Source organism: Ruegeria sp. HKCCA4633, assembly GCF_013034605.1.
In the GTDB taxonomy this organism is placed as follows: Bacteria; Pseudomonadota; Alphaproteobacteria; order Rhodobacterales; family Rhodobacteraceae; genus Ruegeria.
The window spans coordinates 40,770-65,791 of sequence record NZ_WQGJ01000002.1; the positions used below are offsets into that span (position 1 = coordinate 40,770).

The following is a 25,022-nucleotide window of genomic DNA, read 5'->3' on the forward strand; positions in this document are numbered from 1 at the left end:
CGTGGGACGGTTCAAGTTACCGTCGCAAGCTCAGAGATTTCTGGCAGCTCAAGATCATAGAAACGCGCAGCGGTCTGACTGAACACTGCCGAGTGCACCTCAGCGGGCACCAGATCGTGGTAAGCCTGCATCAGAGAGGCGTAGTCACCGTAGAGCTTGTCGACCGGGAAGTTTGAACCGAACATGACTCGATTCGCTCCGAACTGGGCGAGGCACTCATCCACAATTGGGCGTACGCTTTCCGCGGTCCATTTGTGGTCGAACATGCCCAGGCCAGACAATTTACATGAGACATGCGGCAGATCAGACAGCGCATGCAGTCTCTGAGCCCAGTCGTTCAGGCCTGCCGCGCTGCGATCATGCGGTGAGCCTGCGTGACACAGCGCGATCCGCGTGTTCGGCGCCCGTGCTAGAATTCGAGCGGTTTTTTCGATCAGTTCAGGGATGAGTTGCAGATCAAAGCTGAGACCCCGCCGCCCTGCTTCCTGCAAGCCGATCAGAAAACGTGGGTCGTCGAGTAGGGTATTGGTGCCTGTCTGCGCGTCCTCTCCGGGTGCGCGGCCAACGATCTGGCGCACGCCGCGAACAGTCGGGAGGGTCTGAAACCTGTCGAGTTGGGCGGGCAGGTCGGTTGAGGTCAGGTCACAAAACACAACCTGCGCCATCGGCCAATCTGGATTGGCATCGGCAACGGATTGGACCCACCGAGCTTCGTCCAGACCGTTTTCGGCCCCAACTTGAATATGGACCGAAGCGCGTACACTGCTGGGTGCGGCCTCGGACCGGAATTCATCTAGCAGGTAGTCCCGCTGGATTGGCGTCGGGTCGCCAAAGAACCTATCCACACCGCGCGCCATCAGCCAAGGGTAGTGCACTGTCTCAAGGTCCCATAGGTGGTGATGCGCGTCGACACAGCCAATCATGTCCGTGGTACCTTCGCCATACGGGCCAGAATATCGACCCCCTGTTGTTTCCAGAAATGCAGCAGGTCGATGAAAATCCAATTCTCGGCCAGTTTGTCACCGTCGCGTCGATATATGTCGATAACTCGGAATTCACCGGCCTTGTCGGTGGCGGGCATGCCCATGAACCCGCCGGTGGGTCGCGCCGTGAAATTCGGCCAGCCGAAAAAACCACCATATTGACCCTCAGCCATGCGGCAGATATGTTTGGTCTTTGAGCGGTCCGTGAAGGATGCGCGGAACGGGCCCGAGTGCTGCTTTGCATAGCGCTCGATCGTATAAGTCGCACCGATCCCGGCAGGACCCCACCAGATCATGTCTTCGCACCATGTCTGGTGCAATTCGTCCACAAGGCTCAGGCCGCTGTTCCATTGGCCCAAATCGGAAATCATGGCATTAATCGTGCCGAGCGTTTTCTTGCCCTCTTCGGCGGGCTGCGGGCCAAACATCAGCCCGTCATGCGTCATCGGTCCGGGTTGAACAAGATGGGCTGCGGTCTGTGGCGGGAAGGGCTGAAGCCCGGCCTGCATCATGAGGTGAGGGATGTCGAAATACATCGCCGTCTCGCTGATTTTGCCATTATCTACCTTGTTGAATTCGCAGTAGCGCAGAAACGCCATCTTGCCTGTTGGGGCGATACCCAGCCACTCATTGTCAAAAAGGCCCATGAGGTGACCCATCGACACGACCCAGATCGAGCTGAACCCGTCGATCTCGTTTTTACCGGCCATGAACACGTCCATCCGACGTTGCAGGTGCTTTAGGCTGTGCTTCAGAGGGTGCCAGAATTTCTGGGCCACATCTTCAGAGCCGTGCAGTTCATCAAACGGATGGAATCCGCGCCACAGGTAGTCTTCCGCGCAGTAGTTAGACATCGTGTCAGTGACATCCGATTCATCTGCGTTGCCTAGCGCCTCGTAGTACTCAAGAACGATCGTTTTTTCGGCATCGTAAGACATTATCAATTTCTTTCAGTGCTTTAACTGTTGCATCAGAGCAGTTTATGAGGGGCAAATCCGCTTTTGCATGCGCATGCAAAAAAAGCTTGCCAGATGTTTCTTTTGTTGTCTATGCTTTTTGCAAACGTATGCATGACGACCCGCAGGGAGGGACTCAATGGCCGAGATTCAACTTCGCAACGTTGGCAAGCGTTGGGGTTCGTTTGTCGGGGTCGACAATTTCGATCTAACGATTTCCGACAAAGAGTTTCTGGTTCTTCTCGGCCCATCAGGCTGTGGCAAAACGACGACCATGCGCATGATCGCCGGCCTAGAGGACGCCAGTGAAGGTGACATTCTGATTGACGGTACCCGGGTCAATGATATGGAGCCCAAGGATCGTGACGTCGCGATGGTGTTCCAGTCGTACGCTCTGTATCCGAACATGAACGTCTACGAAAATATCCGGTTCCCGCTGAAAGTCCGCGGCATCGACCCGTCTACGCATGACGAAAAAGTGCGTCGCGCATCCGCCATGGTCGAACTGGACGACTTCCTGCATCGCAAGCCAGCAGAATTGTCGGGAGGTCAGCGCCAGCGTGTTGCGCTTGCCCGTGCCATTGTTCGCGAACCCAATGTGTTCCTAATGGACGAACCGCTGTCCAACCTTGATGCCAAGCTACGCGTGTCCACTCGGGCACAGATCAAAAACCTAAGCCACGAATTGGCGGTGACCACAATTTACGTCACCCACGACCAGATCGAAGCGATGACGCTTGCCGATCGCGTGGTTGTCATGAAACAAGGCGTCGTGCAGCAAGTGGGTAGCCCGACCGAAATTTACGACACCCCGGCCAATACCTTTGTGGCCAGTTTTATCGGCAACCCGGCCATGAACCTGATGGAAGGCCAAGTCCGCAACGGCACGTTTCTAGCCGACCACGTGGAAATCGCGAATATCAACGCACCTGACGGTCCTCTTACGCTCGGCTTCCGTGCGGAAGACGCCACGCTTGCCGAAGACGGGCGGGGGCAAATCAATGCTCCGATCTATACCCAGGAGTTGCTGGGCGACGCGACGATGATCTCGGTCCGCGTTGGTGGAGCGCTGGTGTCCGTGAAGGCCGACAAGAATTTCCGGGCTGAAATTGACGACATGGTGTCGATCTCGGTGCCGGTCGAAATCTGTCATCTGTTTGACGGCCAAACCGGCGAACGGATCTGAAAGTAGCCCCGCAAATCACCGGGGATCAGCCCCGGGGCCCGAACTTTGTGCGCGACAGGGGCGCGCACGACACTTCAGAGAAACAGGGAGATGAGATGTTTCTGAGAAAGCTAGCTACCGTAACCACTTTCGTCGGATTGATGGGTTCGGCTGCGTATGCGGCGAACTGCGGTCCCGAAGGTCAATCCATCCGAATTCTGGCCAGTGACTTCCCGGCCATCCACGCCGTTGCAGGCACCGCCGAGGAAAATTGCGCAGGTGGCGCGTCTGAGTTTTCGACAAACCACACAACCGAGGCGCGCCAGATCATGAACGCGGCCCTGACGCCGAACCCGTCTGAATACACATCGGTTATTCTGGCCAACTCGACGCTGACTCAGCTGATGAATGACGGCCTTGTGCGTCCGCTGAATGATCTGGTTGAAAAATACGGCGAAAACATCTCGCCGAACTTGCTGATCACCATCGATGGCAATGTCATGGCTGTGGCCTTTATGGCCAACTCGCAGCATCTGTTCTCGCGGACCGACATTCTCGAGCAGGCCGGCTTTGAGGGTATTCCAGCGACTTATGAGGAAGTCCTTGAGGCCGCCGAGATGATCCGTGCCGCCGGTATCATGGAACATCCGATCGTGATGAACCTGAGCGCCGGTGACGGTGGCTGGAACCTCGCCGAGGTGTTCAACATGATCTACCTTGGCCATGGTGGAGAGTTCTTTGAACCGGGCACTGCCGAGCCTGCGATCAACAACGAAAAAGGTCTGGCTACGCTTGAAGTTATGAAGGCGCTTGCTGGATATGCGCATCCCGACCACCTGACCCATGCCTCGAACGAAACCCAAGGCCTGTGGGAAGCTGGTCAGGCCGCACTTGGTGTCATGTGGGGCTCGCGCGGTGCGCCGATCCTGGATGACGAGGGTTCCTCGGAAGAAGTGACGTCGAACACGGTTCTGTCCGCGGCGCCGACCGTTGGCGGTGGTTCGATCCCGGCTGCAACGCTGTGGTGGGACGGAATCTCGATCGCGTCCAACGTATCAGACGAAGAAGCTGAAGCCACCTTTGCGGCATTGGTCAGCGCCCTGACACCGGAGATGGTGGCGGCAAACAACGATGATGCCGTCTGGCTGCTGAATGGCTATCAGCCTGGCCCAGCCGCTGCTGGTGTTTCGGCGACGGCGCAGGGCGGTGCCAAACCGTATCCGATGATCCCGCAGATCGGCATTCTGCATGCCGCGCTTGGCAAGGAATTGTCTGACTTCCTGAAGGGCGACGAGTCCGCTGAACAGGCGCTCGCTGATGTTGAGGCGTCTTACCGGACGTCCGCCAAAGAGGCTGGCTTCCTCCAGTAAATCTCCCCGACTTGAGGGGGCTGTCGCGGCCCCCTCTCTTTCTCGAATTTGAATCGGGACGCATGTCATGAAACACCGCACCTTCTTCTGGTTTGTTCTGCCGACATTGTCAGCGATGATTTTGTTCATCGCGCTGCCGATCGTGTCGGTGTTTATCCAGTCGCTTTTTGTCGAACACGAACAGGTTCTGGTCGTCTCGGAAAGTTGCGGTCCGTTTGGTTGCAACCCGACAACGACAGTCGATATCGAAGCGACCGAGAAGCTGCGGGAAGAACAACCGCTGGGCCGTTTCAACGGTCTGGGCACGTATTTCGACAGGTCACACCTGGCCCTCGCCGACATTGGGGAGGCATGGGCAACTTCAGAAAGCCTGGGTGAGTTCTGGTCGAAGGTTTACAACCTGCCATTTTACAACGCTCTGACCTTCACGCTGGCCTATACCTTCATTGTGACGCCTCTGGTCTTGGTGTTGGGTCTGGCGATTGCGGTTGGGGTCAACAACCTGCCACGCGCGTTGAAGGGCCTTGCGATCTTCATTTCCCTTTTGCCATTCCTCGTAACCCCACTGGTTGGTTCCTTGATCCTGTTCTGGATGGTCGACGGTGACGGGGTGATCGGAGCAACAATTCAACGGCTTTTCAATGATCCAACCCTAAGCCTGAAGGCGTCCACGCCGCTGATGTGGATCATGTTGATGGTTTACGGTGTCTGGCACACCCTGCCGTTCAGCTTCATTACATTCTATGCCGGGCTTCAGACCGTGCCCGAAGACACGATGGAAGCCGCGCAGATCGACGGTGCCAGCAAATGGCAAAGCATGATCCATGTGGTCGTGCCGCATCTGATGCCGTTGGTTTCGTTTGTGACCCTTATGATGATCATGGACAACTTGCGTGTCTTTGAACCCATCGTCAGCTTCAAAGCCGAGGCCCATGCGCGCTCGCTGAGCTGGATTATCTTCAACGACCTGCGCGAAAGTGGCAATCCGCTTTATGCCTCGGCTGGAGCGACCTCGCTGATCACCATCATCATCGTTGTCATTCTGATGATGCCGGTACTGGTGCGCACTTGGCGCGACTTCACCCGTAAATCTCACTGAGGACACGACATGGCGACCAAAGCACAATCCCGCATGACCCCGCTAAAGCTGTTCTCTTTTGGCTTTGTGGCCCTTTGGCTGATCATTGCTGCGTTTCCCTTTTTCTGGACCTTTTGGGGCAGCTTCAAGGTGCAAGCTGACTTCCTGTCCAAGGCCGATTGGATGAATGCACTGCGCGGCACTAACACGATCGAGCAAACCGGCAGCGCATTTACCGGTGCGGGTTACTATGGCGCGTGGATTGAAGAAGACTTCTGGTTCAACTTCAAGAACACCGGCATCGTGGTGTTTTTCACAGTAGTCATCTCGCTAACCTTCGGAACATTGGGCGGTTACGCGTTGGCCCGTTCCGGCTTTCGCTATGCATTCTGGATCCTTATGGCCGCGCTGGTGTTCCGCGCTATGCCGCACATCACGCTGGTCTCTGGTTACCTGCTGTGGTTCTTCGAGTGGAACGTCTGGGGCATTCTGCCAACGACCATCATTGTGCTTGTGGCAATCAATCAGCCTTTCACGCTGTGGATGCTGCATTCATTCTTCAAGAACATCCCGAAAGACATGGACGAAAGTGCCATGGTCGATGGCTGCACCCGGTTCCAGGCCTTCCGGCACGTGATCGTCCCGGTCATGTGGCCCGGCGTGATCACCACTGGCCTGTTCAGTTTCCTGCTGGCCTATAACGACTTTACCGTCGCGGTGATGCTGCTGAGCGAAGAGAATGAAACCATCATACCTGCGATCAACAGTTTCATGGGCACCACTCAGGTTGAAGGCAAGGTCATGTATGCGGTCGCCGCCGTGGTTTCGGCGACTGCCCCGCTGTTCGTCCTGATCCTGTTCTTCCAGCGCCAGATCGTCAGCGGTTTGACCGCCGGAGCCGTAAAGGGCTGATCATGGAGACGATTCACGATCAGAACAAGGTCCTCTTACAGCCATTGCGGGCTGCGTTTAGGGCCGGCGATCCGCAAAGGATGCAGCAGGAAATCCTGCGGATTTTCGCGCCTAACGCGAGGATCCGACTTGGCTACCCGTTCAACGAAATAACAGGCCCTCAGGAACTGTGGAGCCGTGTTTATCGCCCGCTTCTGGTTGCTATGCCCGATCTGGAACGCCGAGATTTCATTGTCATGGCAGGCCCGCGTTGGGGTGGCTCCGCCGGTGGTAGCTGGGTCGGCTTGGGCGGTAACTTTGTTGGCACGTTGCACGCGAAATGGCTGGGTATCCCAGCGACTGGCCAGCCTGTTTTCATGCGCTACCACGAATATCTGCGCGTCGAAGACGGGCAAGTCGTCGAGATGGAAGGTCTATGGGACATTCCTCAAGTTATGCTTCAGGCTGGCGTTTGGCCCATGGCTCCACAGTTGGGTGTCGAATGGATGTGCCCCGGACCGGCGGATGGGCAGGGCGTGGTGACTGCGCCAAATGACAAGGCGATGACTGATGCGTCAGTACACCTCGTTTGGGACATGCTGCATGACCTGAAGCAAGGCGATGCGACGTCCCCGGGTCGTGGTCTTGGTGGGTATTGGAGCGACAATGCCTATTGGTTTGGCCCAACCGGGTTGGGCACAGCACGCGGTCACGCAGGAATTCGGAACAGAATCTTTAGAGGCTTTCGGCAGGGACTGTCAGACAATACGCGCCATTTAGAAGATGGGGTGTTTTTCGGTGACCGCAATCTGGTGGCCTTCACCGGTTGGCCATCTGGCACCGCCACTCACTCCGGAGACGGGTTCCTCGGGCTTGCCCCGACGGGTCGTCGGGTCACGCGATGCAGTCTAGATTTCTGGCGCATCGAGAATGATCTGGTTCAAGAATGTTGGGTCATGGTCGATATGATTGATCTTTACCGACAGCTGGGTGTGGACGTGTTCGCCCGTATGGCCGCCCTAAGCGATATGAAGGAAGCGGCATGAGCTCGGCTGCAAGAAATAGTTTTGTTGCGCGTCACCCAGCGCTCAACCGGATGCCGAGGGATTTTTTGTCGGCGCGCTAACCGCGCGGTTCACATCAGAAGATTCCTCACGCACCTAAAAAGGAAGAGACACATGAAGGGCTCCCGCCCCGAACAGGCCGTGCTGACCAAAGACACGGACATGAGCAAAACCGACGAGACCCGCGCCGTGATCGAGGGGATGGTCGATGGTTTGAACGACCACCGCATCGACGATATAGGCGAGTTCTTTTCGGAAGGGTTCCGCTGGCTGGGCAACCAGGGCTGCGGCACCAAAACCGGGTTGAAAGAGTTTCAGGAAAACTGGCAACGCCCGTTTCAGGCGGCGTTCTCAGACAAGACCTGCATCGACGAGGCCCGGCTTTACATGGGCGAATGGGCTGCGGCCTTCGGCCGACAGGAGGCGACGCATTCGGGCGAATTTCTGGGCATCGCCCCGACCGGCAAGCGGGTCGAAATCCGATACATGGATTTCTGGAAAGTCGTTGACGGCAAAATCGTCGACAACTGGGTGAACGTCGATTTTGCCCATGTCGCCGCACAGCTTGGCGTTGATCTGTTCAATGGTGAAGGCTGGGAAACATTTGACCGGGGAGAGAAAACTCCGCCCCGCCCCGACAATTGAGGATTAGGACAATGGCAATCGAATATCTGAAACGCGGCAAACCCGAGGCCGACCGGGCCGAAGACGATGCCAAGACCCGTACCGTCGTCGAGGCGACGCTGAAAGATATCGAAATCCGCGGTGACATCGCAGTGCGCGAGTTGTCGGAGAAATTCGACAACTACTCGCCTGAGAGTTTCCGCCTGAGCCAACGGCAGATCGACGACCTGATCGCGTCGTTGACTGAACGCGAGCTGGCCGACATCAAGTTCGCTCAGAAGCAGGTGATTAACTTCGCTCAGGCGCAACGCGACTCGATGTTGGATATCGAGCTTGAAACTCTGCCCGGTGTGATCCTGGGTCACAAGAATATCCCGGTGCAGTCCGTGGGCTGCTACGTGCCAGGCGGCAAGTTCCCGATGGTTGCCTCGGCGCATATGTCAGTGGCAACGGCGAAAGTTGCGGGCGTTCCCAGGATTATCGCATGCACACCACCTTTTCAGGGTAAACCAAACGCGGCGGTGATCGCGGCCATGTATCTGGGCGGCGCGCATGAAATCTATGTCATGGGCGGTATTCAGGCGATTGGCGCAATGGCGATAGGGACCCAGACCATCGACCCTGTTCACATGCTGGTGGGACCAGGCAATGCCTTTGTGGCCGAAGCCAAGCGCCAGTTGTTTGGCCGCGTCGGCATTGACCTTTTCGCGGGTCCGACAGAGACAATGGTCATCGCCGATGAAACCGCAGCCGATGCCGAGCTCTGCGCGACTGATCTGCTTGGACAGGCCGAACATGGTTATAACAGCCCATGTGTCCTGATCACCAACTCGCGCAAGCTGGCTGAGGAAACACTCGTCGAAATCGACCGTATCCTCGGTATCCTACCCACCGCCAGCACAGCCAAAGTCAGTTGGGAGGAATATGGCGAGATCATCGTCTGCGATACCTATGAGGAAATGCTGCAATTGGCGGATGACATCGCGTCCGAGCACGTTCAGGTGATGACAGACCGCGACGATTGGTTCCTGGAAAACATGACCTGCTACGGCGCGTTGTTCCTTGGGCCACGCACCAACGTGGCCAACGGCGACAAGGTGATCGGCACCAACCACACCCTGCCAACCAAAAAAGCCGGTCGCTATACAGGTGGGCTCTGGGTCGGCAAGTTCATGAAAACGCACAGCTATCAGAAAGTCATCACTGACGAGGCTGCGGCGATGATCGGCGAATACGGCTCGCGCCTGTGTATGCTGGAGGGCTTTGTTGGCCATGCCGAGCAATGCAACATCCGAGTTCGCCGTTATGGGGGCATTAACGTGCCCTACGGTGAAGGCGCGGCTTATCGCGAGGCCGCCGAGGCGTCTTCGTGACCGCCAGGTAACCGCCACAGAACATGCGCCCGGGATCGACCAGGTGTTACGGATTTTGAAAGAGAAGCAGATAACACAATGCGAGATGTCGCAATGGACACACATTCTACTCACAAGGCTCTGATCGCGCCCTTGCGCGAAGCCATGTACAACTTTGACGAAACCGGCGTTCGGGCCGCTTTGGGCGCTGTGGTTGCGCCTGACGCCGTCATCCACATGCCGCATCCGTTCGGTGACCTGACCGGCCCGCAGGAGCTCTACGATACCTGCTATGCGCCGCTGCTGACATCCATGCCAGATCTGGAACGTCGCGACTGGATCGTGATGGGTGGACCCACGGAACATGGCAATGATTGGATCGGCTGTGGTGGCCACTACGTTGGTACTTTCGTTGCCCCCTGGCTGGACATCCCGCCGACCGGGCACCTGACCCATATGCGGTTCCACGAATTCTACCGCTTCGAAAATGGCAAGGTTGTCGAGATCCAGACGCTCTGGGACATTCCCGAAGTGATGATGCAGGCGAAGGCCTGGCCGATGGCCCCATCACTGGGATTGGAGTTCTGCATTCCCGGCCCGGTGACACTGGACGGGATCGTGCCCGGACCGTGGGATGAGGCGACATCACAGGCCTCGTGCAACCATATCGTCGACATGCTGAACCACCTGAAGAAACACCCCAGTCAGGGTGGGCCCGAAGTAATGGAGATGGAAAAGTTCTGGCACCCGCGCATGAACTGGTATGGCCCTGCCGGGATCGGAACCGGGCGCGGCATCTCGGGCTTCCGCAACTGGCACCAGATACCCTTTCTGAACGGCATGCCCGACCGCGGTAAATTCGTTGATGAAATCACCTATCACTTCTTTGGCGATGGCGACTATGCAGCTGTGACCGGCTGGCCCGACATGATCCAGACTGTCACCCACGATGGCTGGATGGGCATTGCACCCTCTGGCAAGCGGATCACCATGCGTAGCCTTGATTTCTGGCGGCTCGAAGGTGGTTTGATCCGCGAGAACTGGGTCATGGTCGATCTGCTGGACGCATACCGCCAACTGGGCGTAGATGTCTTTGCCCGCCTGCGTGAGTTCAACAAGGCACGCGTTCCGGGCACAATTGCGTTCCCGGTCGGCGAGGTCTGATATGCCCCAATTCCCCAGCACACCCAGTTTCAAACTACGCGGCAAGCGCGCGCTGGTTGCCGGAGCCTCGTCCGGCATCGGCATGGCCTGCGCTGTGGCGCTGGCGGAACATGGTGCTGAGGTCACTCTGGCGGCGCGCCGTACTGGCGCGCTGCAGCAAATTGCAAAGGACATGTCGGCTCGGGGGTGGTTGGCAGAGGTTCTGGAACTGGATGTGTCGGACGTGGCAGCAACTTCTGAAGCCGTGGCGCAGAGCGGGCCCTTTGATATTCTGCTGAACTCGGCCGGGCTTGCCCGCCATAGCAAGGCCGTGGACACGCAGCCGGAAGATTTTGATGCCGTGATGGGCGTCAATGTCAAAGGTGCCTATTTCCTGACCCAGGCCGTCGCCAAGGGCCTGCTCGATGCTGGCCGCTCCGGTTCGTTGATCAATATCTCCAGTCAGATGGGCCATGTCGGCGGCCGCGAACGCGCCGTTTACTGCGCGTCGAAATTCGCCGTTGAAGGGTTCTCCAAGGCGATGGCGTTAGAGTTCGGGCCCGCGAAAATCCGGGTCAACACGATCTGCCCAACTTTTATCCTGACGGACCTGACGCGCGCGACCTTCGATGACCCGGACAAACGCGCCTGGATTTTGGACAAGATCAAACTGGGTCGCCCCGGTGAAATCGAAGACATCATGGGGGCTGTGGTCTATCTCGCTTCAGACGCCTCAGCGCTTGTGACCGGGACTGCGATGATGATTGACGGTGGGTGGACAGCAGACTGATGCCTGGGCAAAAGATCACATCCTTGGACGTTGCCCGTTTGGCTGGGGTCAGTCAATCTGCGGTCAGCCGGGTGTTTACGCCCGGCGCATCCGCGTCGAAGAAAACAGCTGAGAAAGTGCGCAAGGCGGCGGACGAGCTGGGGTACCGACCCAACGTACTGGCCCGCGCAGTTGTTTCTGGAAAAAGCCGGATCATTGGTTTGGTCGTGGCGTATCTGAACAACCAGTTCTACCCCGAAGCCCTGGAAAAGCTGACGAACGCGCTGCAGGAACGTGGCTATCACGTGCTGGTCTTTATGGCATCGAACTCGGCGCAGAACATCGACAAGGTGGTCGAGGAAATCCTTGATTTCCAAGTGGATGGGATCATTGCCGCGTCGGTTGCATTGTCGTCTGATCTGTCTGATCGGTGTCAGGCAGCCGGTATTCCGGTGGTGCTGTTCAACCGGGCTCAGGACGATCCGGGGATGTCAGCGGTTTCGTCTGACAATATTGCCGGAGGCCGTAAGGTGGCTGATTTTCTTCTGGCAGGCGGTCATAAGAAAATCGGGTACATTGCGGGCTGGGAAGGGGCCTCGACCCAACGGGACCGCGAAGCAGGATTTTTAGCTGCGTTGAACAAAGCGGGCGTCGCGTTGCACGCGCGCGGGGTTGGTGACTTTTCCAGCGAAAAGTCGCGCGAGGCGACCCTCGAGATGTTTACCTCTGATCCGCCTGACGCCGTGTTTGTCGCCAATGATCATATGGCGATTGCGGTAATGGATACTCTGAGGTTTGAGTTGGGGCTGCACGTGCCCAATGATGTTTCTGTCGTTGGATATGATGACGTGGCCGTGGCTGCATGGCCCACCTATGACCTGACCACTGTGAGGCAACCCGCCAACCGTATGGTTGCCGAAACCGTGGACATTTTACTGAGCAAAATCGAAGGCCCGGACGTCGGTCCGCGCCGGTTAGAGATTGACGGACCGCTAATTGTTCGCGGCTCTGCCCGCATACCTGAAGGATGGAAGACATGAAGGGATTTGATCCCAAATTCAAAGATTTTCCCGACTATATCATCGGCATCACCAAAGAGATTTGGGAAGATCGCGGCATTGCCACTTTGCACCACTATTATGCGCCGGACATTGTGGTGCGTTCGCCCGCTTCGGTTGTGGTTGGCAATCAAGGGGTTATCGCCGCCACGATGGCGACTCTTGCCGAGTTTCCGGATCGTACATTGCTCGGCGAGGATGTGATCTGGTCGGGCACACCGGAAGAGGGCATGCTGTCGTCGCACCGGCTGCTGTCCACGGCAACACATTTGGGCGACGGCGTTTATGGCAATGCAACCGCTAAAAAGCTGGTTTATCGCATTCTCGCCGACTGCCACGCTATCAACAACCAGATCAACGACGAATGGCTGATCCGCGACCAGAGCGCGATCGTCCAGCAGATGGGTTGGGATCCCAAGGAATATGCCCGCGACCTGATCGCACGCGAAGGCGGACCCGACGCCTGTGTTCAGCCCTACACGCCCGCAAACGATCAGCCCGGTCCTTATAAAGGCCATGGCAACGATAATGAGTGGGGCCAGAAATACTCTGAGATCCTGACCCGGATCATGAATGCCGATATGGGTGTAATCCAGGCAGAGTATGATCGCGCGGTCCTTTCGGAATATCCCGGCGGTACCACGGGGCATAGTTGGGGGCCAGTGGATCGGTTCTGGATGGGCCTGCGCGCCTCTTTCCCGAACGCAGAATTCAAAGTTCAGCACCAGATTGGCCGCGACGATCCGATGATGCCCCCGCGTGCCGCGATCCGTTGGACGCTGCACGGCAAGCATGACGGTTGGGGCGTCTTTGGTGTGCCGACAGGGGCCGAGGTTTTTGTGCTGGGTATCAGCCAGGCCGAATTCGGTCCCTGGGGTTTGCGCAAGGAATACACCCTGTTTGACGAAACCTCGATCTGGAAACAGATTCTGCTGAAAACCGGCGATCTCTAGAATGCCGCACCGTATCTCAAATCTGGATACCGGGCAGGCGTTACGGCGGTTCCACGCCCATCGCGCCAGCCTGCGCGCCCGGCGGCTGAACAATCGCCCGCCGGGAGGTTTGGTTTGATCCGATCAAACGCAAATCAAAAGGAAAAAAGATATGAGTACAATTCAAAGCCGCATCGTCCGTTATGGCGAGCTGAAACCTTGTAAGACCGCGTTCATCGATGCGCACACGCCAGGCTCGGACCAGAAAGAGAATTTTACCATCATCGGCGGCGGCGTCAGCGAAAGCCCCGATCAGCACGTCCACATCACCGACAAGATCGGGTTCAACATCGGAGCAGCGGGACAACCTCCGAAATGCCGCAACTCGCTGCACAGCCACACCACAGCCGAGGTCTTCTTTGTTGCGAAAGGCCGCTGGCGGTTCTTCTGGGGTCGATACGGGACCGCAGGAGAGTTTATCGCCGAGGAAGGCGATATCTTCAACATCCCGACAGGCATCTTCCGTGGGTTCGAGAATGTCGGCCAGGACTATGGCATGATCATGTCGATGCTGGGCGGCGATGACGCAGGTGGCGGTGTGACCTGGGCTCCGCAAGTTATTCAGGACGCGCAGGCCCATGGCTTGGTTCTAGGCAATAACGGGGTGCTCTATGACAGCAAAAAGGGCGAGGAATTGCCGCACAACGTGCAGCCCATGCCCTTGTTAACCGAGGAAGAGATGAAAGCGTACCCCGAGGTTCCCGTTGATGCGGTGATCGGCAAATATGTCGCCCGGTACTGGGACCTGATGGCGTTGGCGGCGGACAAGCCGGCGGTCGTGATTGGCGAAAATGGTCTGATCAAGGACAAGCCCGGCTTTGAGGTGGATTTCCTGACACGCGGTTCCGCCGTTTGTAAACAGGTCATAGCGAAAAAACCTGTGGTTCTGATGCCGGCCAGCGGTCATTGGCGCATCAAAATCAATGAGGTCGAAACCACCCTGTCCAACGGTGATACCGCGCTGGTTCTGCCCGGTGAAAGCTACAGCGCCGAGCCGTCGATGACCGGCGAAGCGGGTCTGTACCGTATCACTGCCACCGACGATCCGGCTGGCGCAACCTGGACAGGGGCATAACGCCAAAATTGCGTCTCCCGAAATCAATCGGGACATGCTCAGCACATCCTGCGCCCGGTTTCCGGCCCGGCGCAGGAACAAGATTTGAAGGGAGATGAATACATGACCCGCATTTCAACCACCCATGTGGGAAGCCTGCCGCGCAGTCAGGAGGTTGTTGACTTCATCTTCGCACGCGAGCGAGAGGAACCGTTCGATCAAGCCGCATTCGATGCCTGTATGACCGCCGCAGTGTCTGAGACGGTGCGCAAACAGGCCGATGCCGGAATTGATATCGTTTCAGACGGCGAGACCTCAAAAATCTCATATGCCACTTATGTAAAGGACCGCTATACCGGCTTTTCCGGTGACAGCCCACGCAACGCGCCGGCGGACCTCAAGATGTTTCCGGGTTTTCTGCAGCGTTTGGCAGATGACGGCGGAACGCCGCAATATGCGCGGCCCATGTGCGTAGGTGAGGTGCGCTCGAAGGGGCAGGGCGAATTGCAGAAGGACATAGATAATCTCAAGGCCGCGATGGCGGAACACGGGGTTGAGCGCGGTTTTATGAATGCCGCCAGCCCTGGGGTGATTTCCCTGTTTTTGCAGAATGATTACTACCCAACGCGTGAGACTTATCTGGTCGCGCTGGCCGACGCGATGAAGGAAGAATATGAGACCATCGTTGGTGCGGGTTTGGATTTGCAACTCGATTGTCCTGACCTCGCGCTGTCTCGTCATATGCTGTTCAATGATCTTTCTGACAATGAATTCGTGAAAATCGCCGACATGCATGTTGAGGCGTTGAATCACGCGCTGCAAAACGTCCCTTCTGACAAAGTGCGTGTCCATATTTGCTGGGGCAATTACGAGGGGCCGCATTGCTGTGACATCGGCATGGACAAGGTGTTTCCAACGCTGATGTCCACCAAGTCCCGCTATGTTCTGTTTGAAACTTCGAACCCGCGACATGCGCATGAATGGACGGTGTTCCGCGACAGCAAGGATGAGATTCCCGATGACAAAGTTCTGGTGCCCGGTGTTGTCGACACCACGACCAACTTTATCGAACACCCGGAACTGATCGCGCAGCGTGTTGAGCGGTTTGCTAACATTGTTGGGTCTGAGCGGGTGATTGCCGGATCGGATTGTGGCTTTGGCACTTTTGCTGGCTTTGGCGCGGTCGACCCGGATATCGCCTATGCCAAGCTGCGTGCGCTTGCTGAAGGGGCTGCATTGGTTAAATGACGCCTCTTATCCTTCTGCCCGGCATGATGTGCGATGCGCGGTTGTTCACCCCGCAGATTGACGCGCTGTCAGGCAAATACCCGATCCTGTCTGCACCCATTGGCGGACAGGACACGATACAAGCGCTGGCCGCCGATGTACTGGCCTATGCGCCTGAACGATTTGCTATGGCCGGGCTCTCTATGGGCGGCATCGTGGCGATGGAAATCCTACGTCAAGCACCGGATCGTGTGACTGGTATAGCGTTGATGGACACCAACCCGATGGCAGAGATGGACGAGGTCAGGGCGAGGCGCAGTCCTCAGATCGATGCCGTCGAACGCGGCAACCTGCACAAGGTGATGGCCGAAGAGATGAAGCCGAACTACCTGACTGACGGCCCACGCCGCGCCGCCATTCTGGATTTGTGCATGGATATGGCCATGGGACTTGGGCCGGGCGTTTTCATTAATCAATCCAATGCTCTGCGTGATCGCCCCGATCAGAGCAATACCCTGCGGGACTTTACCGGCGCAGCACTGGTTCTGTGCGGGCGCGACGATGCCCTGTGTCCCGTCTCAAGGCATGAGTTGATGCACGATCTGATGCCGCAGAGCCGGTTGGAGATTATCGAAAACGCCGGCCATCTGCCTACACTGGAACAACCGCAACAAACCACGGCGGCTCTGACCCGCTGGCTGGAGCTGATATGAAACAATCCCTGCTGGACCTGCTGAAAAAGGTCGACACGCCGACTGTTTGCAACGCCATCGAAGTGGCCCAGGGCAAGCGCGGATTCAATGATTTTACCCGGGGCACAATGCTGTGCTCTGATCCCGATGCAGGCGCGATGGTGGGATATGCCCGCACCGCTAAGATTGCCGCCGTGAATCCGCCGACCGAGGCCCCCGACGTGATCCGCGCGCGCCGAATGGACTATTACCGGCACATGGCCTCGGGCAGTGGCCCATCTGTGACCGTTGTGGAAGACACGGACTACCCCAACTGCATCGGCGCTTATTGGGGTGAGATCAATACGACCGTACACAAGGGTTTCGGCATCAGCGGCGCCCTGACCAACGGCGTGATGCGAGACCTCGGCGACCTGCCGGATGGATTTCCGGTAGTTGCCGGGTCTGTCGGGCCAAGCCACGGATTCGTGCACGTGAAAGAAGTTGGCACACCGGTGACAATCTACGGCCTTGTGATCAAAGATGGAGACCTTGTGCATGCCGACCGGCATGGTGCCCTTGTTGTCCCACCCGAAGTGGTGGACGATCTAGAGCAGGCGATCATCAAGCTGCTTGAAACCGAAAAACTGATCCTTGAACCCGCCCGCGCAACAGGGTTCGATTTCGACACTTTTGAAAAAGCATGGACGGCGTTCGAAGCCTCTCGGACTTAGGGGCAGAACTCATAGCCAATAGATGACCATACCGGCGAGAGTGATGGCTGAGAGGAAGACTGTGAGACACCTGTCGTACCGCGTCGCGACACGCCCCCAGTCCTTCAATTCAATCTGCCAAACATGATCTCAATCCGATTGCGCGTTTGTAGCGGCGCATGTCGTATCGGACGGTTGTTTTGCGCTGTTTGCGTCCTGGGATACACACGCGTATCCCTTGGATTTTTAGCCCTTCTCTGAACCAATCGGCATCATAGCCGCGATCAACCTGCAACTATTCGAGATTTGGCAGACTGCTGACAAATGCCCTAGCACAAATGTAGTCGCTGACCTGACCAGCAGTGAAGAACAGGTTCAAAAGGCGTCCCTGACTATCACAAACTGCATCCAACTTTATGTTCATGCCGCTCTTGGTGCGCCCGATCAGAAGTCCAGGGCCTCTTTTTCACGGCAAGACTGGAAGCTGTGCGATGGACTTTCAGGTGTTTAGCATCGATCATGACCGTCTTTTCTTCGCCGTGGTTGGCAGCCAAGCCAACCAAAATCCGGGCAAAGATACCTTTGTCACTCCACCGCTTCCAACGATTGTAGGGCGTTTCCAGGGCTTTCGCGGCCCCCTTGGGGCCGCGGTCCCCTTCAACTGTGTGGTCCATATTTCCTGGGTTCATTGCGCGAACGTAACCCGCTGCGGTTGACGAGGATAATCCCACTCAAGGCACGCCTGTCATCAACGCGAGGTTTGTCATGAGACTCTGGGTAGAACGGCGCCAGACGCGCCATTTGCTCGTCGCTCAACCAGAAAAGATCAGATATGTTCACCGCTTGTTTTGAACGCGATGAATCACGCAGCCAAACGGAAATCAACGGGTCCTGAGCCTAATACCATGCATCTGGGATTTCCTCTTTACGGCGCGCAACATAGGCGGCCAACTCTTCTTTTTTGGCCTCATCCATCGCGGGCGGTTCGTATTCGTTTAGCATCTGGTTCCAGCGCTCATAAGCGCGATGACGCATGTCTTTCGAGCCACCTTCTTCCCAGCTTTCGACATTCTCACTGTCGCTGAGTTTCGGCTCATAAAATGCCGTTTGATAGTTACGCATGGTGTGGGCACAGCCCAGGAAGTGACCTCCGGCTTCAACCTCGTCATAGGCGTCGCGGGCCAAGGCTTCGTCACTGGTGTTCAGACCCTGACCCAGCACCTTCTGGTAAGATCCCAGTCGATCGGCATCCATGATCAACTTTTCAAAGCCGGTGCACAGCCCGCCCTCAAGCCAGCCCGCGGAGTGCAGTACAAAGTTCGCTCCGGCCAGCATTGTGGAATGCATAGAATCTGCGGATTCGTAGGCGGCCTGCGCATCTTCGATCTTCGAGGCGGTCAGCGATCCGCCGCAACGCAGTGGTAGTCCGGCACGGCGCGCCAACTGGCCGATCGCATAGTTGGAAATCACCGGTTCGGGCATGCCAAAGGTCGGTGCACCGGATTTCAGCGACATTGATGAAAGGAAATTTCCTAGTACGAAAGGCGCACCCGGGCGCAGCAATTGCACGTAGGCACAGACCATCATCGCCTCGGCCATGGCCTGGGCCACGGATGCGGCCGTCGAGACCGGCCCCATGGCACCGGACAGGATGAAGGGCACTACAATCAAACCCTGACCGCGGGTCGAATAGACGCGGGCCGACTCTGTTACCACCCGGTCCACCAAGAGCGGTGAGTTCGTGTTCACGTTACCCATTATGACGCAGTTTTCTGCCATCACGTCGGCCCCAAAAACGATCTCGGCCATCTCGACGCTATCCTGTGCGCGGCTCATCTCGGTAATGGCGCCAAGATGCGGCTTGTCGCTGAGGGTCATGTGCGCGAACAGCATATCGAGGTGCCGTTTGCTGACCGGAACGTCACAGGGTTCGCAGGTGACAAAACCGCCATGATGCAGGTTTGGATGCATATAGGTCAGCTTGACCAGCTTTTCGAATGACTCAAGATCGCCATACCGGCGCCCGCCCTCAACGTCGCGTACAAAGGGCGCGCCGTAAATCGGAGCAAAAACCTGGCTCATCCCGCCAATCTGAACGGACCGTTCAGGATTTCGCGCCAGTTGGGTGAATTCGCGTGGAGCCTTGGCACAGAGATTGCGTATCCAATCGGACGGCGCGCGCACGATGTCTTTGTTGACGGTTGCACCTTCGCGCTTCCAAAGTTCCAGCGCCTCTGGGTCGTCGCGAAAGGCGATGCCGACATCTTGCAATATCCAATCCACCTGCTCCTCTAGCCGGGCGATCTGATCCTCGTCCAACACGTCGTAATGAGGCAGTGTTCGGCGAATGAAGGGAGACGGAGCAGCGCCGGTTTGCACGGCGTTTCGTGCCCTTGATGTGCGTGACCTACGAGCCATTGGACCCCTCTTTAAGCAAGTACGTAGAAAATAGCTTTCGAATCCGCCTTTGTGACGCTTGAAATAATATATGATTTGGATAAGTGGAGCTTATGCAAAACCTCTGGTCTCATTTTTCTTCACCGCGTCATCTGGTATATTTCGAAGCGGCGGCCAGAACGGAATCCTTCACGAATGCCGCGCAGGAACTAAATGTTCAGCAACCTGCAGTGAGCATGACAATCAAACAATTGGAGGTGTCATTGGGTGTTGTGCTCTTTGAGCGTAGCCACCGAAAGATCACTCTCACCAATGCTGGAAGCCGTTTGTTTTCAGATGTGACCCGGGCGTTTACCCAATTGGAACAATCCGCAGCATCGATCCGACAATTCGCAAGCAGCGACCATGTCACCCTCAGCGCATCGTCTGCCTTCAACAATTACTGGCTTTTGCCGCGCCTTGGTTCGTTCCAGCAAAATCACCCTGAAATCGACTTGCGTCTGCAATCGAGTGATCGGGAATCCGATCTTAGTGTTGAGACGATTAGTTTGGCCATCCGTCGTGGCAATGGATCTTGGCCGGAATGCGAATGCGCTTTAATTGCCGAAGAAGTGATATACCCGGTCGCCGCGCCCCGCGTGATGGCTGCGGCCGTAAACCTGAAAAACGTACCGGGGTTACTGAGCCAACGTTTGATTCACTTGGAGGAACCGATCCGCGAACGACCATCCTGGCAGCAGTGGTTTCACGAATTTGGTGTTAAGGACATGCCGCCAAGTGGCGGGCTGAGACTGAATGATTACGCTCTTGTGTTGCAGGCCGCCATTGCGGGCGAGGGGTTTGCCTTCGGTCGGCACCACCTTGTCGATCCTTTCGTGAGAAAGGGCTTGTTGGCGGGGCGTCCCGAATGGGCCTGGAAAACTGGAAACGGGTTTTATCTGGTTTGGTCCAAGATCGGGTCGTTGACGCCCAAAGCGGAAACCGTTCGTGACTGGGTGCTGAAAAACCGGCAACCCATCTGACCGGCGGGCATGCCGGAGTTTACGTCAATACATTCATCCTAAAGGTTTGGATTGGAGATCACACTCGGACTGACCCGCGGTTCTTGGATTGGCCAAACTGTGCGGCTGCTTTGACGTTTGTTGGATAGCCAGGGACGTATGCTGCCATGCCGTCAAAACGTATAGCTGATCTCGTCTACACCCCTGGGTTTCGGTTCAGTCGTAGGCTGCGGTCACAATCATTTCCACCTTCAAGACGCTGCGGGCGAGTTTGGACTCTCCGCAGGCGCGGGCAGGAGCGTGACCTTCGGGCACCCAAGCGTCCCAAACAGCATTCATCTCAGCAAAGTCTGCCATGTCGGCCAGCCAAATCTCGCATCTCAAAATACGACTCTTGTCGCTGCCTGCTTTGGTCAACAGGTCTTCAATCTTGGCCAAGATGTCGCGTGTTTGTTCAGCGACAGTAGCTGCGTCCGAGGTTTGCCCGCAAAGATAGGCGACGCCGTTGTGTTTAACGATCCGGCTCATGCGCTGGGCGGTTTCGATCCGAGTAATGGTCATTTCTTATGTCTTTCCAGTTGAGGAAGCTTGAGTTGAGTGCTTGTCGACGCCAAACAGCAGATGGCCGTTGAGGTCAATCGCGTTCAGCAACAATAAATCTGCCGCGCAAGTCGGCAGGCTATTGAGACTAATTTGGTTGGCTTGATTCCATGTTGTCTGCCAGTTCGTTTTGGTATCCGAAGAGCGCAGGTAGCCCCCCTGTATGCAGCAAAACAACCGTTTGCCTGGGCTGAATGTCTCCTTTACTCAGCAGGTGCAATAACCCCGCAAATGTTTTTGCGGAATAAACGGGGTCAAGGAATATTCCTTCGGTGCGCGCCATCTTTTCCAAGGCTGCACGGGTCACTTCGCTTAGTCTGCCGTAGCCAGGGGATAACACCTCGTCCAGAACGGTGACCTTGTCTTGCAAGGGCCCAGCGTCGATTTCCAGCAAATCCGCTAGTTTCTGCAGGACAGTGTTCATTCGGGTTTTTTGCTTGTGTTGATTTCGGCGAACGCAAACCCCAAACACAGAACAGGCATTCTTTTCCAGCGCGAGGCCTGCCAATATACCAGCGTGTGTTGCGCCGCTACCTGAAGGGACGACGACCGCGTCAACATTCGACATCTGCTGGCACAATTCTTGTCCGGCAGCGACGTAGCCCAAGGCACCTAAAGGTGGATGTTGTAAACCCAGATGAATGACATAGGGTTTGCGTCCTTGCACTCTCAGTTCTTCGGCCCGCGCGTGTAACGCAGCGTCGGCACCAACTTCGTTTTCGCCCTCGGGAAAGCTCAAGTGTTCCGCACCTAAAATCTTTGCAAGCAACACATTCCCGGACCTGTAATACTCCTTACCCATATCTGGTACACGCTCTTCCAGCTGCAGCACGGATTGCATGCCCAATTTGGCAGCCGCAGCTGCCGCAGATCGAACAAAGTTAGACTGAACAGCGCCAGTGATCAGAATAGTGTCGGCGCCTTGTCGAACAGCATCGCCAAAGTAGAATTCAAGTTGCCGCGTTTTATTTCCGCCAAATCCAAGACCTGTCAGATCATCACGTTTCAACCATAGGTCTATACCCAGTTCTAAAGACAGCCTGTCCAACCGCTCCAAGGGTGTAGGGCCAGACATGAGTTGGGCTCTAGGGAACCTGTCCAGAATGTTTTTTTGCATCATGGTTTGACCTTCGAAGTTACGCGATCGTCAATGCGCGATGAAAAAGAACACCGCAGGCGATAAAGGAAATCACGCGGATGGCAGTCGTGACCAGTGTCTGCGGTAAGTGGGGGCCTACAGTGCGACCAAGCAGGCTGCCTGTCAGTGTGAGCGCGATAAAACCCCAAAGTTGCGGGCCAAAACTGAGCATCTGAGTCTCTGTCAGGCAGTGTAAAACAAAAGCGATACCGTACGCCACCAGCGCAATGGGTTGCACCAGTTTTGCAACCTCTTTGGCGGAATGGCCTTTCGCAATCAATCCGAAAACCATTAGCGGGCCGGGCGTCGCCGCCCAAACGGTTGCCACCCCTGACAAACCGGAAACGGTTGAAAATCCTGCTGTACCAATTGAGCAACGAACGGGCAGCAAAGTCGTAAGAAGCCCAATCAGCAAAAGGCTGGCCGTCAGAACAAGGACAAACGCTTCGCTTAGCCAGGGGTAGATCGAGAGGCCTGACACCACTCCGACGAGGCAACCAATGATTGCCGTGCGAATTGTCTGTTTGTCGCTCTTCAGCACCCGTTGGTCTGTTGCGACCGCTGAAACGACAGTGTTCAAAAGTAGCAGTATCGGAACTGCTGTTGCCGTTCCAAGAAGGATCATCATCGGTGGCCCGGCAATGATGCTAAATCCGATGCCGACACCGACCTGCATCATAGCACCAAGGCCTATGGCGACCATCAAGATAGAATAGTCAACGGACACTGATTTCCCCGTTGTCCCTCATGATACTGCAGGCGCTTTTACGCCCAAGGCATGAGGCCTCCATAAGTTTTGCGCGTGGCAACGGTATGCGCCATCTGTGCCAATGTCGTCAAATCGAAGACTGGAAGACGCAGCTCTTCCTGAAGGAGCGCGGCATATGGCGGCAAATCGGTACATTCCAAAACCAGCGACCGAATATCAGGTGCACGTTGTATGAGCTTTCGCGCAGCTTCCAGAACTTCGGCCTCGATCAGGTCGGTGTCCATGCGTGTCCGCGTGTTCCGTAAGATCACCTCTGCGAATTCATTGGTGTCTTCTAAACCTTGCACTGCAACGGGGATGGTAGCTGCTCCGACACCTTCGAAGTGCTTCGCTGTCAGCGCTGAAGCGTCTGCAGTCAGCACGCCCACTGGAGCACTTGCTCCGGTCATATGAAAGGCCAGAGGCACCTGAATAAGACTGGATGCAAAGACAGGTACAGAAACAGCCGCGGCCAGTTCTTTTTGGAACAACGCCAGAAAACCGCAGCTTCCGGTGATGGCCCGAACACCTTCGGCTTCAAGGCGTTTTGCGCCCTCAATAAATGGAGCCAGCAACTCAGGCGTTGGGTTGTTTAGAAGGGTAGGGACGGTGATCCCGCTTATCATTTCGTAGAGCACCGGAAACGGAAGGCTGGACGGATTCTTGATGTGTCCTGGGGGTTTGGGGAAATAACTTTCAAGGCACAAAACCCCGATCGAAGCCCCGCAAATGTTTTGACCGCCATTGTAGATTGGCATGTGCTCAGGTCCTTTCGAATTGGAGATTTAGAAACGGTCCAGCGAAAATGGGGCCAAATCGATATTTGGGCTGCGATCAGACACAAGGTCTGCCACAAGTTCCCCAGTCTTCGGCGCCATCATCAGGCCGTAGTGAGAGTGTCCAAACGCGGCAAATAAACCGTCTTTGCCCTTCAGCGGCCCAATCGCAGGCAGGCTGTCGGGAAAAGAGGGGCGACGGCCCATCCAAAACTGCGGTTCGCCTGTATTAAGCTCCGGCACCAATGCTTTGGCTTGCTCGGTCAGAATCTTTTCTTTTCGTGGATTGGCTGGAGCATCGACGCTTGCGAACTCGGCTGTACCAGCAACTCTCAATCCACCTTGCATCGAGCTTGCGACGATCTTTGCATCCACGTCCATGACCGAATTGTTCAGCACCGCAGAGGGGTTAGGGAATTCAACATGGTAACCCCGTTCAGCCACAAGTGGTACGGGAAGTCCTAATGGCTTCAGCAGGTCGGCAGACCATACCCCGGCGGCAAGAACGACATGATGTGCATGTATTTTGCCTTGCGAAGTATCAAGCTGCCAATTGCCTCCTTCGGCTTGTGTCAGCTTGGCGACTTCGGTTCGCACGAATTCGGCCCCTTGCGCGCGCGCTTTTTCTGCAAGCACAGTGCCCAAGCGTCCCGGAGAGATCGCGCGCGCCTGGCCTTTGATCACAATTGCGGCCTTGAACGCTTTTGAAAGCGCAGGTTCCAGGCGCCGCAACTCGGCGCTGTCGACACGCTCCAATTCCCCGCCTTTTTCTCGGCGGATCCGATAACCAAGCTCGTCCAGGCTGGCCTGATCAGAATTGCGGAAAGCGTGGATGTAATAACTGTCGGCAATTAAATCTTCATGCCCGGTGCCGTGCAGATGCCGACGGTACAAATCGATGGATGGACGGCACAAAAGCTCCATCGCATCCGAGACTTCACGAACGGTTTTTTCGCCGGATTTTCCCAGAAAGCGCATCCCCCAAGGTATCATCTTCGGCCAGAATGACGCCCGTACCGACAGCGCACTTTTCGGATCCAACAGCATTTGTGGCAGTTTCTTCCAAATTCCAGGAACTGCCTGAGGAATTATCGACCAGGGTGACACCACGCCTGCATTGCCAAATGATGTTTCCTGGCCTGGCTCACCCCGGTCTACAAGACGGACCGGTATGCCCCGCTCTTGCAACGACAGCGCGCAACAAATTCCGACGATGCCAGCGCCTATGATGGTAACTTGTTGTGTCATCCTG

At 56.3% G+C, this 25,022-nt stretch carries 24 protein-coding genes and 1 pseudogene; 16 read left to right on the plus strand and 9 right to left on the minus strand.

Annotated features, from left to right (window positions below):
* Positions 1 to 11 precede the first annotated feature (11 nt).
* Together GOV85_RS06840 and GOV85_RS06845 are read right to left on the minus strand one after the other, a co-directional pair.
* Positions 12 to 923, minus strand: coding sequence for an amidohydrolase (locus tag GOV85_RS06840; protein WP_171176337.1), 912 nt, complete (start codon positions 921 to 923; stop codon positions 12 to 14).
* Positions 920 to 1,921: an ester cyclase gene (locus GOV85_RS06845; protein ID WP_171176339.1), complete on the minus strand. Its 1,002-nt coding sequence runs from the start codon at positions 1,919 to 1,921 to the stop codon at positions 920 to 922. Before GOV85_RS06845 ends, GOV85_RS06840 begins: the two co-directional genes overlap by 4 nt.
* 157 nt (positions 1,922 to 2,078) lie before the next feature.
* On the opposite strand from GOV85_RS06845, the gene GOV85_RS06850 reads away from it, so the two are divergent.
* From GOV85_RS06850 to GOV85_RS06920, 15 genes are all read left to right on the plus strand, one after another.
* Positions 2,079 to 3,125 (plus strand): ABC transporter ATP-binding protein, encoded by a 1,047-nt coding sequence (locus GOV85_RS06850; protein WP_171176341.1) that lies wholly within the window; start codon positions 2,079 to 2,081, stop codon positions 3,123 to 3,125.
* Between the two features lie 95 nt (positions 3,126 to 3,220).
* Complete coding sequence (locus GOV85_RS06855; protein ID WP_171176350.1) at positions 3,221 to 4,474, plus strand: ABC transporter substrate-binding protein; 1,254 nt, start codon at positions 3,221 to 3,223, stop codon at positions 4,472 to 4,474.
* A 67-nt stretch (positions 4,475 to 4,541) separates the two neighbouring features.
* Positions 4,542 to 5,573: a carbohydrate ABC transporter permease gene (locus GOV85_RS06860; RefSeq protein ID WP_171176352.1), complete on the plus strand. Its 1,032-nt coding sequence runs from the start codon at positions 4,542 to 4,544 to the stop codon at positions 5,571 to 5,573.
* Between the two features lie 9 nt (positions 5,574 to 5,582).
* Entirely contained in the window at positions 5,583 to 6,464 is an 882-nt protein-coding gene (locus GOV85_RS06865; RefSeq protein WP_170575797.1) for a carbohydrate ABC transporter permease, read from the plus strand.
* A 2-nt stretch (positions 6,465 to 6,466) separates the two neighbouring features.
* The gene (locus GOV85_RS06870; RefSeq protein ID WP_171176354.1) at positions 6,467 to 7,489 is read left to right on the plus strand and encodes an ester cyclase; all 1,023 of its coding nucleotides are present in this window, start codon (positions 6,467 to 6,469) and stop codon (positions 7,487 to 7,489) included.
* A gap of 132 nt (positions 7,490 to 7,621) precedes the next feature.
* A complete protein-coding gene (locus tag GOV85_RS06875; RefSeq protein WP_171176356.1) occupies positions 7,622 to 8,152 on the plus strand; it encodes an ester cyclase in 531 nt (176 codons plus the stop codon).
* A gap of 11 nt (positions 8,153 to 8,163) precedes the next feature.
* Positions 8,164 to 9,504: a histidinol dehydrogenase gene (gene hisD, locus GOV85_RS06880; RefSeq protein WP_171176357.1), complete on the plus strand. Its 1,341-nt coding sequence runs from the start codon at positions 8,164 to 8,166 to the stop codon at positions 9,502 to 9,504.
* 78 nt (positions 9,505 to 9,582) lie between these two features.
* Positions 9,583 to 10,647: an ester cyclase gene (locus GOV85_RS06885; RefSeq protein ID WP_245223163.1), complete on the plus strand. Its 1,065-nt coding sequence runs from the start codon at positions 9,583 to 9,585 to the stop codon at positions 10,645 to 10,647.
* Between the two features lies 1 nt (position 10,648).
* Positions 10,649 to 11,416, plus strand: a complete 768-nt coding sequence (locus GOV85_RS06890; RefSeq protein ID WP_171176359.1) for an SDR family NAD(P)-dependent oxidoreductase — start codon at positions 10,649 to 10,651, stop codon at positions 11,414 to 11,416.
* Positions 11,416 to 12,435, plus strand: a complete 1,020-nt coding sequence (locus GOV85_RS06895; RefSeq protein WP_171176361.1) for a LacI family DNA-binding transcriptional regulator — start codon at positions 11,416 to 11,418, stop codon at positions 12,433 to 12,435. Before GOV85_RS06890 ends, GOV85_RS06895 begins: the two co-directional genes overlap by 1 nt.
* Positions 12,432 to 13,406, plus strand: a complete 975-nt coding sequence (locus GOV85_RS06900) for an ester cyclase (RefSeq protein ID WP_171176363.1) — start codon at positions 12,432 to 12,434, stop codon at positions 13,404 to 13,406. Before GOV85_RS06895 ends, GOV85_RS06900 begins: the two co-directional genes overlap by 4 nt.
* Positions 13,407 to 13,557: 151 nt before the next feature.
* Complete coding sequence (locus tag GOV85_RS06905; protein WP_171176365.1) at positions 13,558 to 14,520, plus strand: cupin; 963 nt, start codon at positions 13,558 to 13,560, stop codon at positions 14,518 to 14,520.
* 102 nt (positions 14,521 to 14,622) lie between these two features.
* Entirely contained in the window at positions 14,623 to 15,747 is a 1,125-nt protein-coding gene (locus GOV85_RS06910) for a cobalamin-independent methionine synthase II family protein (RefSeq protein WP_171176367.1), read from the plus strand.
* The gene (locus GOV85_RS06915) at positions 15,744 to 16,439 is read left to right on the plus strand and encodes an alpha/beta fold hydrolase (RefSeq protein WP_171176369.1); all 696 of its coding nucleotides are present in this window, start codon (positions 15,744 to 15,746) and stop codon (positions 16,437 to 16,439) included. Before GOV85_RS06910 ends, GOV85_RS06915 begins: the two co-directional genes overlap by 4 nt.
* A complete protein-coding gene (locus tag GOV85_RS06920; protein ID WP_171176371.1) occupies positions 16,436 to 17,131 on the plus strand; it encodes an RraA family protein in 696 nt (231 codons plus the stop codon). Before GOV85_RS06915 ends, GOV85_RS06920 begins: the two co-directional genes overlap by 4 nt.
* 9 nt (positions 17,132 to 17,140) lie before the next feature.
* Here GOV85_RS06920 and GOV85_RS06925 read toward each other — a convergent pair.
* Together GOV85_RS06925 and GOV85_RS06930 are read right to left on the minus strand one after the other, a co-directional pair.
* A pseudogene (locus GOV85_RS06925) lies at positions 17,141 to 17,944 on the minus strand (IS5 family transposase).
* A gap of 63 nt (positions 17,945 to 18,007) precedes the next feature.
* Positions 18,008 to 19,528 carry a trimethylamine methyltransferase family protein gene (locus GOV85_RS06930; RefSeq protein ID WP_171176373.1) on the minus strand — a complete coding sequence of 507 codons (1,521 nt, stop codon included), beginning with the start codon at positions 19,526 to 19,528 and terminating at the stop codon, positions 18,008 to 18,010.
* A gap of 92 nt (positions 19,529 to 19,620) precedes the next feature.
* Between GOV85_RS06930 and GOV85_RS06935 the strand changes: the two genes are divergently transcribed.
* Positions 19,621 to 20,529: a LysR substrate-binding domain-containing protein gene (locus tag GOV85_RS06935; RefSeq protein WP_171176375.1), complete on the plus strand. Its 909-nt coding sequence runs from the start codon at positions 19,621 to 19,623 to the stop codon at positions 20,527 to 20,529.
* Between the two features lie 195 nt (positions 20,530 to 20,724).
* Here the strand turns inward: GOV85_RS06935 and GOV85_RS06940 are convergent, their stop codons facing one another.
* The 5 genes from GOV85_RS06940 to GOV85_RS06960 form a co-directional block, all read right to left on the minus strand.
* Positions 20,725 to 21,069: a RidA family protein gene (locus tag GOV85_RS06940; RefSeq protein WP_171176377.1), complete on the minus strand. Its 345-nt coding sequence runs from the start codon at positions 21,067 to 21,069 to the stop codon at positions 20,725 to 20,727.
* Positions 21,070 to 21,196: 127 nt separating this feature from the next.
* Positions 21,197 to 22,228: a D-cysteine desulfhydrase family protein gene (locus GOV85_RS06945; protein ID WP_371809901.1), complete on the minus strand. Its 1,032-nt coding sequence runs from the start codon at positions 22,226 to 22,228 to the stop codon at positions 21,197 to 21,199.
* Between the two features lie 16 nt (positions 22,229 to 22,244).
* Entirely contained in the window at positions 22,245 to 22,973 is a 729-nt protein-coding gene (locus GOV85_RS06950; protein WP_171176379.1) for a hypothetical protein, read from the minus strand.
* 38 nt (positions 22,974 to 23,011) lie between these two features.
* Complete coding sequence (locus GOV85_RS06955) at positions 23,012 to 23,752, minus strand: aspartate/glutamate racemase family protein (RefSeq protein ID WP_171176381.1); 741 nt, start codon at positions 23,750 to 23,752, stop codon at positions 23,012 to 23,014.
* 27 nt (positions 23,753 to 23,779) lie between these two features.
* Positions 23,780 to 25,018: an FAD-binding oxidoreductase gene (locus tag GOV85_RS06960; RefSeq protein WP_171176383.1), complete on the minus strand. Its 1,239-nt coding sequence runs from the start codon at positions 25,016 to 25,018 to the stop codon at positions 23,780 to 23,782.
* Positions 25,019 to 25,022 lie beyond the last annotated feature (4 nt).

What these genes read in the sequence shown, in the direction of transcription:
- GOV85_RS06915 (WP_171176369.1), top strand. Translation starts at nt 15,744, where the DNA reads ATGACGCCTCTTATCCTTCTGCCCGGCATGATGTGCGATGCGCGGTTG.
- GOV85_RS06840 (WP_171176337.1), bottom strand. Translation starts at nt 923, where the DNA reads ATGATTGGCTGTGTCGACGCGCATCACCACCTATGGGACCTTGAGACA.
- GOV85_RS06885 (WP_245223163.1), top strand. Translation starts at nt 9,583, where the DNA reads ATGCGAGATGTCGCAATGGACACACATTCTACTCACAAGGCTCTGATC.
- GOV85_RS06865 (WP_170575797.1), top strand. Translation starts at nt 5,583, where the DNA reads ATGGCGACCAAAGCACAATCCCGCATGACCCCGCTAAAGCTGTTCTCT.
- GOV85_RS06860 (WP_171176352.1), top strand. Translation starts at nt 4,542, where the DNA reads ATGAAACACCGCACCTTCTTCTGGTTTGTTCTGCCGACATTGTCAGCG.
- hisD (WP_171176357.1), top strand. Translation starts at nt 8,164, where the DNA reads ATGGCAATCGAATATCTGAAACGCGGCAAACCCGAGGCCGACCGGGCC.
- GOV85_RS06960 (WP_171176383.1), bottom strand. Translation starts at nt 25,018, where the DNA reads ATGACACAACAAGTTACCATCATAGGCGCTGGCATCGTCGGAATTTGT.
- GOV85_RS06940 (WP_171176377.1), bottom strand. Translation starts at nt 21,069, where the DNA reads ATGACCATTACTCGGATCGAAACCGCCCAGCGCATGAGCCGGATCGTT.
- GOV85_RS06870 (WP_171176354.1), top strand. Translation starts at nt 6,467, where the DNA reads ATGGAGACGATTCACGATCAGAACAAGGTCCTCTTACAGCCATTGCGG.
- GOV85_RS06920 (WP_171176371.1), top strand. Translation starts at nt 16,436, where the DNA reads ATGAAACAATCCCTGCTGGACCTGCTGAAAAAGGTCGACACGCCGACT.
- GOV85_RS06945 (WP_371809901.1), bottom strand. Translation starts at nt 22,228, where the DNA reads ATGATGCAAAAAAACATTCTGGACAGGTTCCCTAGAGCCCAACTCATG.
- GOV85_RS06855 (WP_171176350.1), top strand. Translation starts at nt 3,221, where the DNA reads ATGTTTCTGAGAAAGCTAGCTACCGTAACCACTTTCGTCGGATTGATG.
- GOV85_RS06890 (WP_171176359.1), top strand. Translation starts at nt 10,649, where the DNA reads ATGCCCCAATTCCCCAGCACACCCAGTTTCAAACTACGCGGCAAGCGC.
- GOV85_RS06910 (WP_171176367.1), top strand. Translation starts at nt 14,623, where the DNA reads ATGACCCGCATTTCAACCACCCATGTGGGAAGCCTGCCGCGCAGTCAG.
- GOV85_RS06845 (WP_171176339.1), bottom strand. Translation starts at nt 1,921, where the DNA reads ATGTCTTACGATGCCGAAAAAACGATCGTTCTTGAGTACTACGAGGCG.
- GOV85_RS06895 (WP_171176361.1), top strand. Translation starts at nt 11,416, where the DNA reads ATGCCTGGGCAAAAGATCACATCCTTGGACGTTGCCCGTTTGGCTGGG.
- GOV85_RS06930 (WP_171176373.1), bottom strand. Translation starts at nt 19,528, where the DNA reads ATGGCTCGTAGGTCACGCACATCAAGGGCACGAAACGCCGTGCAAACC.
- GOV85_RS06935 (WP_171176375.1), top strand. Translation starts at nt 19,621, where the DNA reads ATGCAAAACCTCTGGTCTCATTTTTCTTCACCGCGTCATCTGGTATAT.
- GOV85_RS06875 (WP_171176356.1), top strand. Translation starts at nt 7,622, where the DNA reads ATGAAGGGCTCCCGCCCCGAACAGGCCGTGCTGACCAAAGACACGGAC.
- GOV85_RS06850 (WP_171176341.1), top strand. Translation starts at nt 2,079, where the DNA reads ATGGCCGAGATTCAACTTCGCAACGTTGGCAAGCGTTGGGGTTCGTTT.
- GOV85_RS06905 (WP_171176365.1), top strand. Translation starts at nt 13,558, where the DNA reads ATGAGTACAATTCAAAGCCGCATCGTCCGTTATGGCGAGCTGAAACCT.
- GOV85_RS06955 (WP_171176381.1), bottom strand. Translation starts at nt 23,752, where the DNA reads ATGCCAATCTACAATGGCGGTCAAAACATTTGCGGGGCTTCGATCGGG.
- GOV85_RS06900 (WP_171176363.1), top strand. Translation starts at nt 12,432, where the DNA reads ATGAAGGGATTTGATCCCAAATTCAAAGATTTTCCCGACTATATCATC.